Raw genomic sequence first — 12467 nt, forward strand, 5'->3', positions numbered from 1 at the left:
GATCATGGGTTCGGCGGTCGGTGTGGCCGCTCAACCTCGGCCCACCTGAGCCGATCTCGGGGTCAGCGGCCGGCGGCGATCGCCTCGACCGCCTCCTTGGCGGTGCGCAGGTCCGTTCCGGTCGCCTCCCGGTACGCCTTGATCGCCCTGATCTTGTCGCCCCGGGCCAGGTGCTCCCGCACCCCGGGCAGGGCCGGGCCCCGGTCCACGACGCCCAGGTGTTCCATGATCAGCCGCTGGCGGCGTTCGATCTCCGTCAGCCGGAACGACACGTCGTCGCGGCGGTTGCGCAGCGGGAACTGCATCACCAGCGCCAGCACGAGGGCGAGAGTCGACAGCATCAGCGCGGTTTCCATGCCGCCGATCACACCAGATCCACGCCTGCGGGCCAACCGGCGGGCCAGGGTAACGATCAAGTAACGGGTGCGAACCTTTCCCACCGGGTCACCGCTCTTGCTCTCCGTCGGCCCGACCCCGGGCCCCGGGGAGGCAACGGATGAAGCTGGTGTGGAGGCGGGCCCGCGAGGCGCGGGGACTGCTGCTCGCGGCGGTCGCCGCCGCAGTGGTCGCGATCGCACTGGTCACCGGGCTGGCCGACTACAACCGGCGGGCCGTCGACGCCGGGCAGCGCGCCCTGATCACCGCCGCGCCCGTCGAGGAACGCAGCCTGCTGGTCAGCGGCTCCGGTGGCCGCGACCGCACCGAGTACGCCACCCGCGACCGGGCCGTCCGGGACGGCTTCGCCACCGCCCTCAAGGGCACCCCGATCCGGGTCTCCGCCGCCCGCTACGGCACCGGCAGGGAACTCACCGGCACCCTCGCCCCGGGCATCCGGACCGGCAAGGAACCGGTCTTCGCCACCCTGGCCACCCTGGACGACCTGGCCGCGCACGCCGACCTCGTCGACGGCGACTGGCCGGCCGCCGGGGCCGGCCCGCTCCAGGCCACCCTGCCCGAGAAGGTCGCCGGCGCACTGGGCCTGCGCACCGGCGACCGGGTGCCGATGCGCGACCGCAGCGCCGACCGGCGTACCGAGGTGGTGCTCGCCGGCACCTGGCGGCCCCGCGACCCGGCCGACCCGTACTGGCGGCTCGCCCCCGGCCTGGGCACCGACGCGGACGGCGACGCCACGCACGGGCCGTTCGTGCTCGACCCGGCCGACTTCGCGGCCACCTTCCCCGGCTCGGTCTCCGCCGCCTGGATGGTCGCGCCCGACCTGACCGCCGTCGGGGCGGACCGGCTGCCGGCGCTGCGCCGGGCCGTCGCCACCGCCGCGACCGGGGTGCCCGAGACGGCCGGGCTCGGCTCGTCCGCCCAGGCGGTGACCACCCTCGACCGGCTCATCGACCGGATCAGCCGGGCCGACCTGGCCGGCCGCTCGGCCCTGGCCACCCCGCTGCTGCTGATCGTGGTCCTCGGCGGGTACGCGCTGGTGCTGATCGCCGCCCTGCTGCACGAGGACCGGCGCGCCCAGACCGCCCTGCTGCGGGCCCGGGGCGCGGCCCGCCGGCAACTCGCCGGCCTGGCCGCCCGGGAGGCGACCCTGGTGGTCGTCCCCGCCGCCCTGCTCGGGCCGCTGCTCGCCGGCGGGGCACTGCGCCGGGTCGCCGCCGACGGGCCGGTCGACCTCGGCGGTGCCGTCGGCGGCGGCCGGTGGGTCTGGGCGGCAGCCCTGGCCACCGCCCTCGGCTGCCTCGCCGCGATGGTCGCCCCCACCCTGCGCGGGGCGGGCACCTACGTGGCCGACCTGGCCGCCCGGTCCCGCCCCGACCGGGTCACCACCGTCAGCCGGGCCGGACTCGACCTGGCCCTGGTCGCCTTCGCCGCCCTCGCCTGGGTGCAACTGCGCCGCTACTCCTCACCGCTGGCCGGGGCCGGCAACGACCTCGGCGTCGACCCGCTGCTGGTGGCCGCGCCGACCCTGGGGGTGCTGGCCGGGGCGGTGGTGGCGTTGCGGCTGCTCCCGCCGGCCACCCGCTTCGCCGAACGGTTCGTCGACCGGCGACCGTGGACCGCCACCATCTTCGGGATGTGGCAGGCCGGCCGGCGGCCACACGCCGGCCCGGTGCTGCTGCTCGCCCTCGCCGTCGGCGGCAGCACGCTGGCCTGGTCGCTGGTCGCAACCGGGGAACGGTCCCAGGTCGACCAGGCCGACCACCGTATCGGCGCGGACCTGCGGCTGGTCGAACGCACCGGCGTCGCCCCCCTCGACCGGGCCGCCGCGCTCGCCGCGCTGCCCGGCGTCGACCGGGCGCTACCGGCCTGGCGCGACGACATCCGGGTCGGCCGGGACGACCGGCAGGCCACCGTGCTCGCGCTGGACACCGCCCAGGCCGGCGAGGTGGCCAAGCTCAGCGACCGGCTCGCCGACCGGCCCGCGCGGGAACTGTTCGCGCAGTTGACCGCCGCCCGGGGACCGGCCCTCGGGCTGCCGCTGCCGGCCGACGCCCGCAGCCTCACCGGCACCGTGAGCACCCCCGTCGACCAGGCCGTCGCCCCGCACCGGATCGCCGTGTCGGTGCTGCTCACCCGGGCCGACGGGCTGGCCTACCGGCTGCCCGTGGCGCGCACCGGCAGCGACGGGCGGGCCGTCGGGTTCCGGGTCGACCTGCCCGCCGTCGCGGGACTGCGACTCGCCGGGTTCGAGGCCGACGGCGGGGACGTCGCCGGCACCGCGTACGCGCTGAAGGTGCGGGACCTGCGCACCGTCGGCCCGGACGCCCGGTCCACCACGTTCACGCCCACCGGCCGGTGGCGGGTGGCCGCCGCCGAGTCCACCGGGAACAGCACCGCCACCGCCGACGACGCCGGACTGACCGCCACCCACCCCGTCGGGTTCCTCGACGGCGGCCGGTACGCCTACCAGCCCGCGTCCCGCTTCGCGGTGGTGCCGGATGGCCCGGACACCGCCGTACCGGCCCTGATGACCCCGGCTGTGCGGGCCGCGCTCAACGTCCGGCCCGGGGAGACCGTGCAGCTGACCCTGTCCGGGGTTTCCCTGCCGGTGCGCCTGCTCGGGGAGGTGACCGCGCTGCCCGCCACCGCCGGCGACGGGGTGCTGCTCGACCTGCCCGCCGCCACCGACTGGCTGATCCGCAACTCGGGCACCGTCCGGCCGGTACCCGAGTGGTGGCTGCGGACCGACCCCGCCGCCCACGCCGAGGCGTCCCGGGCCGCCGCCGCACTGCCCGGCACGACCCTGCTGGACCGCCGGCAGGCCGCCGCCGTGGCCGCCGACGACCCGTACTGGCAGGGGGCCCGGACCGGGCTGCTGGCCGCCGCCCTCGGCTCGGTGCTGCTCGCCCTCGTCGGCCTGGTGGTCGACGTGTGGGCCACCGCCCGGCACCGGATCGGTGAGTTCTCGGTGCTGCACACCCTCGGCGCGTCCCCCCGGCTGCTGGCCCGCGCGCTGCTCGCCGAACAGACCTTCCTCGCCGGGATCGGTGTCGGCGTCGGCCTGCTGCTCGGCGCGGTGGTCGGAGCCACCATGGCACCCCTGGTGATCCTCACCCCGGCCGCCGGGCGACCCGTGCCCGCGCCGGCGTTCGCCCTGGCCTGGGCCCCGATCGGGTGGACCGTGGCGGGGCTGCTGCTGGCCGCGCTGGCCGGCAGCGCGGCGATGGCCACCGGGCTGCGGCAGCGGGTCGCCGCCGCCCGGCTGCGCACCGGAGGAGACCGGTGACGACCACGACGACCGGACCGCTGCACCACGGGGAGGACCAGCGATGAACATCGGCGTCGTGATCCGTCGGGTACGCGCCCACAGCGGGCAGTTCCTGCTGCTGGCCGCACTGACCCTGGTGATCGCCCTGCTGGTCGCCGGGGTGCCGAGGGTGGCCAACCGGCTGGCCGACCAGGGGCTGCGGGAACACCTAGCCGCCGAACCCGGCGCCCGCCGCGACCTGACCTGGACCACCCGTCCCGTCGTCGACGCGCCACCGGCCAGCAGCCGGGCCGCCGACCTCGACAGGTTCCAGCAGCGGATGCCCGCCGACGTGCGCGCCGCCGTGGCGCACCGCTGGTACGCCGCGCAGACCCCCGGTGACCTGGTCACCGGCCCCGACCTGGCCCGGGGCAACTACCTGGTGCAGTTGGGCCTACGCGCCACCCCCGGCATCGAGACGACCGGCACCCTGGTCGAGGGGCGCTGGCCGGCCGTCCCACCCGACGACGACGCCCCGGTGCAGGTCGCCCTCGCCGCCGACGTCGCCGGCCGGTTCGGGCTGCGCGTCGGCAGCCGGCTCCGGCTCGCCGCCCCCGACCCGCAACACCCGTCCACCCCGCTGACCGTGGTCGGCCTGTTCCGTCCCGTCGACCCCGCCGACGGAAGCTGGGACGCCCTGCCGTCGGTGCTCCAGGTCGGCGAGCCGGAGGGCGACGGTCAACCCTTCATCCTGGTCGGGACGGTCGCCGTCGCCGCCCTGGACCGGCTGGCCGGGCAGGGGCGGCCGATCTCCTTCACCTGGCGCTACCGGCTCGGCGCGGACGGCATCGACGTACGGCGCATCGACCAACTCGTCGACGGGGTGCAACGGCTGGTCCGCGCCAGCACCGCCACCGACACCGAGCTGACCCAGGGCGTCGACGTGCCGCTGCGCGAATTCAGCCGGGCGGTCACCTCGGCGCGTACCCTGCTCGCCGTCATCGCCGCCGGGGTGCTGGCGACACTCGCCGGGCTGGTCGTGCTGGCCGCCGCGCTGGCCGTACGCCGCCGCCGCGCCGAGTTCGTGCTGATCCGCGCCCGGGGCGGCGGGGCCACCACCGGACTGCGGCGCAGCCTCGCCGAGTCGCTGCTGGTCGTCCCGCCCGCCGCCGGGCTCGGCTGGCTGCTCGGTGGCCTGCTGCCCGGTGCGCCAGGTGGCACCGGGCCGCTCGCCGTGGGTGCGACAGTGCTGGTCACCCTGGCGCTGCCGGTGGCGACGCTGGCCGTACCGTCCGGGTTGGTCGGGCGGCGGGACCTGGGCCGGCTGCGCCCGTCCGCCCGGCGGGCCACCACCGAGGCCGCGCTGGTGCTGCTGGCCGGGCTGGCGGTGGTGCTGCTGCGGCGGCGCGGCCTCACCCCCGGCACGGTGGACCCGCTGCTGGTGTCGGTGCCGGCGCTGGTCGCGGTCGCCGCATCGGTGCTGGCGCTGCGGCTGTACCCGTGGCCGGTGCGGCTGGCCGGGCGGCTCGCCGCGCGTACCCGGGGAAGTGTCGCCTTCCTGGGCACGGCCCGCGCCGGCCGGGCGGCGGCGGCCACCCCGCTGGTCGTGGTGGTGCTCGCGGTCGCCACCGCCGCGTTCTGCGCGGTGGTCGCCACCGGCATCGAGGACACCCGCGACGACGTCGCCACCCGGGCGGTGCCGGCGGACGCGCTGATCCGGGGCGACCGGCTCGCCCCGGACACCGGGCCGGCACTGGAGCGGCTGCCCGGGGTGCGGGCCGCCACCGGACTGGTCGACGAGTCGGCGCAACGCCTGGCCACCGATGCCCTGGGCACCGACGCCCGGCTGCGCGACACCAGCGTGCTGCTGGTCGACGGCCCCGGCCTGGCCCGCACGGCACGGGCCGCCGGCCGGGACGTCCCGGTGCCCGGCCCGCTGCGCGACGCCCGGCCGGGCGACGGCCCGCTGCCGGCGGTGGTCTCCCCGGCGGTCGCCGCCGACCTCGCCGACGCCGGCCTGCGGTCCGCCTTCGTCACCGTGCAGGGCCAGCGGTACGAGTTCGTCCCCGCCGGCACCGTCGCCGACTTCCCGCTGGCCCGGCCGAACACCAGCCGGTACGTGGTGCTGCCGTGGCAGGCGCTGCCCCGGCGGGACAGTCCGCCGGTGCCCACCGGGTTCCTGGTGGCCGGCGACCGGCTCGACGCCGGGGCGCTGCGTCAGGCCGGGGACGAGGGTCAGCAGCGCTACCAGACCGGCGGCGCGGTCACCGGCCGGGAACGGCCCCGGGGCGTGGCGGTGCAGACCTGGGCGCAGACCCGGCTGCGGTTGGGTGGCGGCGGCGCCAACGGGCTGCTGGCGTTCGGGTTCACCACCGGTGCGGTGGCCGGTGCGGTGCTGGCGCTGCTCGCGGTCGCCTTCACCGTGCTGGCCGGGGCCCGCGCCCGGGGCGAGGTGCTGTCCCGGCTGCGCACCCTCGGGCTGTCCCGCCGGCAGTGGCGGGGGCTGCTGCTGGTGGAGCTGGCCCCGCTGGTCGGGGTGTCGGTGCTGACCGGCGCGCTGGTCGGGGTGCTGCTGCCGGTGCTGCTCACCCCGCTGCTCGGTCTCGCCGCGTTCACCAGCGGCACCCCGGTGCGGGTGGGCTTCGCCCCCGGCACGGTCGCCGCCACGGTCGGACTCGGCGCGGTCGCGCTGGGCTTCGCCCTGGCGGTGGAGGCCCTGAACAACCGTCGGATGCGCCTCGGCGAGGTGCTCCGGCTCGGAGAGGAGAGCTGAGATGACCACGACCGCCCCGAACCCCGTCGTCCCGGACCTGGCCGACCTGCAACGCCGGGCGGCGCAGCGGGCGGCCGAACGGGCCGGCGGGCAGGACCGGCTGCGCGGGCACATCGTCTGCGACGGGCTGGTCCGGATCTTCAAGACCGAAGGGGTCGAGGTGGTCGCCCTCCAGGGGCTCGACCTGGTGATCGACCGGGGTGAGCTGGTGGCGATCGTCGGGGCCTCCGGTTCGGGCAAGTCGACCCTGCTCAACATCCTCTCCGGGCTGGACACCCCGACCGCCGGCATCGCCCGGGTCGCCGAGTACGACCTGCTGTCGCTGTCGGCCCGCCGCCGGTTGGCCTACCGGCGACGCACCGTCGGGTTCGTCTGGCAGCAGACCGGCCGCAACCTGCTGCCGTACCTGACCGCGCGGGAGAACGTGGAACTGCCGATGCGGCTGGCCCGGCGCGGTGGGGGCGCACGGGCCCGCCGGCAGCGCGCCGGGGAACTGCTGGACCTGGTCGGGGTGGGGTACTGCGCGGACCGGCGACCGGGTCAGCTCAGCGGCGGTGAACAGCAGCGCTGCGCGGTGGCGGTGGCGGTCGCCAACGACCCGGAGGTGCTCTTCGCCGACGAGCCGACCGGGGAACTGGACGAGGCGACCGGCGCGGAGGTCTTCGCGGCGCTGCGCACCATCAACGCCGAACTGGGGGTGACCGTGGTGGTGGTCACCCACGACCACGCCGTCGCCGACCAGGTCCGCCGCACCGTCGCGATCCGCGACGGCCGGACCGCCTCCGAGGTACGCCGCACCACGCGCATCGGCGTCGACGGCAGCACCGAACTGGTCAGCGAGGAGTACGCGGTGCTGGACCGGACCGGCCGGATGCAGCTACCGACGCCGTTCGTGGAGGCCCTGGCCCTGCGCGACCGGGTCCGCCTCGACCTCGCCCCGGACCACGTGCAGGTCCGCCCCGGCGACCGGACGCCACAGCAGAACGGGAGTGACGCATGAGCGAGCAGGTCCCCGCCGTCCGGTCCGCCGGGGCAGTCACCGACGAGGTGGTACGGGTCGAGCAGGTGAGCCGGACGTTCGGCCGGGGCCGGCACGCCGTGCACGCCGTCCGCGAGGTCTCCTTCACCGCCGCCCGGGGCGAACTGGTGGCGGTGCGGGGGCGTTCCGGCGCCGGCAAGACCACCCTGCTCAACCTGGTCGGCGGGCTGGACCGACCGGACGCCGGCCGGGTCCGGGTGGCCGGGCACGACGTCACCGACGCCGGTGAGGACGAGCTGTTGCGGCTGCGCCGGGGGACGGTGGGCTTCGTGTTCCAGACCTTCGGGCTGGTGCCGATCCTGTCGGCGGCGGAGAACGTCGGGGTGCCGCTGCGGCTGGCCCGGGTCCCGGCGGCGGAACGCGAGGAGCGGGTGGCGGTACTGCTGGAACTGGTGGGTCTGGGCGCCCACGCCCGACAGCGCCCGTATGAGCTGTCCGGCGGGCAGCAGCAGCGGGTCGCCGTGGCCCGCGCCCTGGCCAACGAACCCGACCTGCTGATCGCCGACGAGCCGACCGGCCAACTCGACTCCGAGACCGGCCGGGCGATCATGGATCTGCTCCGCGCGGTGGTGCACGCCCGGGGGATGACCGCCCTGGTCGCCACCCACGACCCGGCGCTGATCCAGGTGGCCGACCGGACGCTCACCCTGCGCGACGGCCGCCTGGCCGACGACTGACCCTGTCAGAGGGGGAGTTTCATGCCCTCGTGGCTGGCGACGAAGCCGAGGCGTCGGTAGAACCGGTGCGCGTCGGCGCGGGACTTGTCGGTGGTGAGCTGCACCAGCCCGCAGCCCCGCTCGCGGGCCCGGTCGATCGCCCAGCTCATCATCGCCTCACCCACCCCCTGCCCGCGCAGGTCGGCGCGGACCCGCACCGCCTCCACCAGCGCCCGTTCCGCACCGTGCCGGCCCAGCCCCGGGATGTAGGTGAGCTGGAAGCAGCCGACCACCTCCCCGTCGCGCTCGGCCACCAACTGCTGGTTGCGCGGGTCGGCGGTGATGGCGGCGAACGCCCGCTCGTAGGCCGCGTCCACCGTGTGGTGCTCGCGGGCCCGGCCGAGCACGTCGTCGGCGAGCAGGGCCAGGATGGCGGGCAGGTCGGCGCGGACCGCCTCGCGCAGGGTCACCTCGGTCACGCCGGGCAGCCTGCCACAGCGACCCTTGTCGATCGACGGGCGGAGGTGGCGGACGGGGTGCAGCATGATGCGACATGGAGCCGTTGCTGCTGCCGTTCCGGTGGATCTACCGGGGTCTGGTGTACTTCGCCAACTCGCCCCGGACGCTGATCGCGTCGTACCTGCTGATGATCGTGGTGGCCGGGGTGATCTACGGCCAGGTGGAGCACCGCAGCGCCGCCGACGCGGTCTGGTGGGCGGTGGTCACCGCCTCCACCGTCGGGTACGGCGACATCTCGCCCACCACCTGGCCGGGACGCGTCCTGGCCGCGCTGCTGATCTCCACCATGGTGCTGCTGGTCATCCCCCTGATCACCGCGCACTTCGCCAGCCGCCTCATCGTTGACGACGACGCGTTCGAGCACGTCGAGCAGGAGGAGCTGAAGAACGACGTGCGGCGGATGCGGGCCCTGCTGGAGGAGTTGGCCGCCCGGCAGGGCATCACGCTGCCGGAACTGCCGCCGCCACCGGCCCCACCGGACCACGCGACCCTGGTCCGGCAACGGCTACGCGGACGCCGCAACCGCCGCTGACCCGCCGCCCGCCTGGTCCGGCGTCGACCCGCCCAGGGGCCTGCCGTCGTCGGTCAGCGGGCGGGGCAGCGCAGCCCCTCCCGGGGCACGGTGAGCGAGATCAGGTAGGCGTCCACCGCCTCGGTGATGCAGGCGGTCTGCGGATAGGCGGTGTGCCCCTCGCCCTCCCAGGTGAGCACCCGCCCGACCCCCAGCATGTCGGCCAGCCTGGCGGTCTGCTCGTACGGGGTGGCCGGGTCACCGGTGGTGCCCACCACCACGATCGGCGGAGCGCCGTCGGCCCGGCCGGTCGGGTACGGGTCCCGCCCGCCCGGCCACTCGACACACCCGAACATGCCCACCGCCAGGGCCGGCCCGAACAGCGGGTACTTCTGCCGCCACTCGGACTGCAACCGGCGGATCTGGTCGACGCTGGGCTTCTCGGTCTCGTCGGCGCAGTTCACCGCCAGGTTGGCGTCGAAGAGGTTGGAGTAGTGCCCGTCCTCGCCCCGCCCGGCGTACGAGTCGGCGAGCGTGAACACGTCGGTCGGGTCACCCTCGTCGAGGCGGTCGATCGCGCGGGCCAGCTCCTCCCAACCCGACTCGGTGTAGAGCGAGGAGATCACCGCGTAGAAGACCCACCCGGAGGTGGCCTCCCGTCCGTCGGTGCCGCGTACCGGGGAGACCTTCGCCTTGTCGATCGCCGAGGTCACCGCGCCCCGGGCGTCCGGCGCGACCGGGCAGCGGCCGGCGTTCGCCGCGCACCACCTGTCGAAGTTGTCGAACGCCCGCTCGAAGCCCCGGGCCTGGCTCTCCGACCCGGCCACCAACTGCTGCCGGGGGTCCACCGCGCCGTCGAGCACCAGCGCCCGGACCCGCTGCGGATAGAGCTGCGCGTAGGTCGCGCCGAGCAGGGTGCCGTAGGAGTAGCCGAGGTAGGTGAGCTTGTCGTCGCCGACGGCGGCCCGGACCGCGTCCATGTCCCGGGCGGCCTGCTCGGTGCCGTACAGCGGGAGCTGGTCGCCGTAGCGGTCGCCGCAGCCCCGGCCGATCCGCCGGTTGAGCGCCTGGTAGCCGTCGAACGACTGCTGGCTGCGCGGATCGGGGTCGTAGCCGAAGCTGGCGTCGAGGTCGGCGTCGGAGATGCACTTGACCGGGCTGGACCGGGACACCCCGCGCGGGTCGAAGCCGACGATGTCGAACCGGTCGGTCACCGCCGTGGGCAGCCCCCCGAACGACGGCCCGAACGACAGGTAGACGGCGGTGTCCACGCCGGACCCGCCCGGCCCGCCCGGGTTGATGACCAGCGACCCGATCCGGTCCCGCTGCTTGGATGAGCGGACCCGCAACAGCGCGATCTCGAAGGTCTCGCCGCTGCCCGGCCCGGCGGTCGCCCCCGTGCCGGTGCCCCAGTTGCGCGGCACGGCGATCCGGGCGCACTCGTAACGCATGCCCGGGGCACCCCGGCCGACCAGATCCTGGGCGACCTCGGGACAGGGCCGCCAGGTCGGTGCGGTGCCGGCCTGCGCCGCCGCCGAGTCCTCGGTACGCGGGGCGAACGCCGGCAGGGTGCACCCGGTGACGAGCAGTGCGCCCGCGACGAACCCGGCCAGGGCGAGCCGGAACCGGCGGTTGCGGCGGGCGGTGCTGGTCACCGGCGAACCTCCATGATCGGGGTAGCAGTCAGGCTACGCCGGGGTGTCGCCGGCCGGCGGCACGGTCACCGCCGGATCACCCCGGAGCACCTGGTCGACGTCGAAGCGCACCGGACGGTCGAGCTGGTCGTAGCGGCAGGACCGGGGATCGCGGTCGGGCCGCCAGCGGACGAACCGGGCGGTGTGCCGGAACCGGTCGCCCTCCATCGCGTCGTAGCCGACCTCTACCACCAGCTCGGGCCGCAGCGGCACCCAGTCGAGGTTCTTGTCGCCCGTCCACCGGCTGACCCCGCCGGGGATGCGCTGGCCGCGCTCGTGGTCGCCGTGCGCCCACGGGTGCTCGCCCGTGCCCTCCCGGTAGGGGGCCAGCTCGTCGAGCAGCTCCTGCCGGCGGGCCATGGTGAACGAGGCGCTCACCCCGACGTGGTGCAGCACCCCGGCATCGTCGTAGAGGCCCAGCAGCAGCGAACCGACCACCGGCCCGGACTTGTGCCAGCGGAACCCGGCCACCACCACGTCGGCGGTCCGCGCGTGCTTGACCTTGGCCATCAGCCGCTTGCCCGGCTGGTAGGGCAGGTCGGCCGGCTTGACGATCAACCCGTCCAGGCCGGCGCCCTCGAACACCTCGAACCAGCGCCTGGCGGTCTCCGGGTCGGTGGTGACCTGGGTGACGTGCACCGGCGGCCGGACCCCGGACAGCGCCCGCACCAGGCGCTCCCGCCGGGCCGGGTAGGGCTGGTCGACCAGCAGCTCGTCGTCGAGGGCGAGCAGGTCGAAGGCGACGAAGTCGGCCGGGGTCGTCCCGGCGAGCAGGGCGACCCGGGAGGCGGCCGGATGGATCCGCTGGGCGAGCTGTTCGAAGTCGAGCCGGGGCTGCCCGCCCGGACCGTCACGCCGGATCACGATCAGCTCGCCGTCGACCGCGCACCGCTCGGGCAGCTGCGCCCGGACCTGCGCCACCACCTCGGGGAAGTAGCGGGTCATCGACTTGCCGCCCCGGCTGGCCAGCTCGACCTCGTCGCCGTCGCGGAACACGATGCAGCGGAAGCCGTCCCACTTGGGCTCGTAGGTCAGGCCGGGATCGGTGGGCAGGCGGGCCACGCTCTTGGCCAGCATCGGCTCGACCGGGGGATTGATCGGCAGGTCCACGGCGACAGTCAACCAGACACCACCGACAGTGGTGAGGCGGATCACCGTGGGTGCCGGTCCGGCGTGTCCCCGCCTGTGCCGTCCGTCCCTGCGGATACGGATCGCGTCGGCCCGGCCCGGCGCTAGCCTCGCCGGATGGAGTGGCGGTGTGGTTGCTGTGGGCGCTGGCGGGTGACCGTCGAGCTGGTCCGCGGCCGGCACCGCTACCGGCTGGTGCACCGCTACCCGGACCGCTTCGGCGGCGGCAAGAACGTGCTCGGCGAGGTGGGCACCGTCGCCGAGCTGACCGACCTGCTCCGCCGGCACACCCCGCTCGACCTGGCCGACCTACGCGAAGCCGGCTGACCCCGACCCCGGCACCGGCCGGGCCCGGTCGGGGCCGCGCCCGCCCCCGACCCCGCCCCCGGCCCCGACCCCGGCAGCGGCCGGGGCGGCGTCCCGGCGGGGGCACCGTCGGGAGGGCGACCGGAGAGTGGCCCGGTCACGATCGCTGCGGCACGCTCGGGGGAACCGGGCGGCACG

General features: G+C 76.0%; 10 protein-coding genes. 6 read left to right on the plus strand and 4 right to left on the minus strand.

Features of this window, described 5'->3' with window-relative positions:
• Positions 1-62: 62 nt before the first annotated feature.
• Positions 63-356 carry a hypothetical protein gene (locus tag JQN84_RS04405; RefSeq protein ID WP_204957061.1) on the minus strand — a complete coding sequence of 98 codons (294 nt, stop codon included), beginning with the start codon at positions 354-356 and terminating at the stop codon, positions 63-65.
• Positions 357-496: 140 nt separating this feature from the next.
• Here JQN84_RS04405 and JQN84_RS04410 point away from each other — a divergent pair, with 140 nt between their 5' ends.
• From JQN84_RS04410 to JQN84_RS04425, 4 genes are read left to right on the plus strand one after another with little or no spacing between them, the layout of a single operon-like run.
• Complete coding sequence (locus JQN84_RS04410) at positions 497-3682, plus strand: FtsX-like permease family protein (RefSeq protein WP_204957062.1); 3186 nt, start codon at positions 497-499, stop codon at positions 3680-3682.
• A 43-nt stretch (positions 3683-3725) separates the two neighbouring features.
• A complete protein-coding gene (locus JQN84_RS04415; protein ID WP_204957063.1) occupies positions 3726-6416 on the plus strand; it encodes an FtsX-like permease family protein in 2691 nt (896 codons plus the stop codon).
• Position 6417: 1 nt separating this feature from the next.
• Positions 6418-7416: an ABC transporter ATP-binding protein gene (locus JQN84_RS04420; RefSeq protein ID WP_204957064.1), complete on the plus strand. Its 999-nt coding sequence runs from the start codon at positions 6418-6420 to the stop codon at positions 7414-7416.
• Positions 7413-8132: an ABC transporter ATP-binding protein gene (locus JQN84_RS04425; protein WP_204957065.1), complete on the plus strand. Its 720-nt coding sequence runs from the start codon at positions 7413-7415 to the stop codon at positions 8130-8132. Before JQN84_RS04420 ends, JQN84_RS04425 begins: the two co-directional genes overlap by 4 nt.
• A gap of 5 nt (positions 8133-8137) precedes the next feature.
• On the opposite strand, the gene JQN84_RS04430 is transcribed toward JQN84_RS04425, so the two are convergent.
• The gene (locus JQN84_RS04430) at positions 8138-8581 is read right to left on the minus strand and encodes a GNAT family N-acetyltransferase (protein ID WP_372445913.1); all 444 of its coding nucleotides are present in this window, start codon (positions 8579-8581) and stop codon (positions 8138-8140) included.
• Between the two features lie 83 nt (positions 8582-8664).
• Between JQN84_RS04430 and JQN84_RS04435 the strand changes: the two genes are divergently transcribed.
• Positions 8665-9162, plus strand: a complete 498-nt coding sequence (locus JQN84_RS04435) for a potassium channel family protein (RefSeq protein WP_204957068.1) — start codon at positions 8665-8667, stop codon at positions 9160-9162.
• Positions 9163-9215: 53 nt separating this feature from the next.
• Here the strand turns inward: JQN84_RS04435 and JQN84_RS04440 are convergent, their stop codons facing one another.
• Entirely contained in the window at positions 9216-10796 is a 1581-nt protein-coding gene (locus tag JQN84_RS04440; RefSeq protein WP_372445897.1) for an alpha/beta hydrolase, read from the minus strand.
• Between the two features lie 33 nt (positions 10797-10829).
• Entirely contained in the window at positions 10830-11945 is a 1116-nt protein-coding gene (locus JQN84_RS04445; RefSeq protein ID WP_204957336.1) for an ATP-dependent DNA ligase, read from the minus strand.
• A gap of 135 nt (positions 11946-12080) precedes the next feature.
• Here JQN84_RS04445 and JQN84_RS04450 point away from each other — a divergent pair, with 135 nt between their 5' ends.
• Positions 12081-12290: a hypothetical protein gene (locus JQN84_RS04450; RefSeq protein ID WP_204957070.1), complete on the plus strand. Its 210-nt coding sequence runs from the start codon at positions 12081-12083 to the stop codon at positions 12288-12290.
• Positions 12291-12467: the final 177 nt, after the last annotated feature.

This window comes from Micromonospora humidisoli (assembly GCF_016900955.1).
Lineage (GTDB): Bacteria > Actinomycetota > Actinomycetes > Mycobacteriales > Micromonosporaceae > Micromonospora > Micromonospora wenchangensis.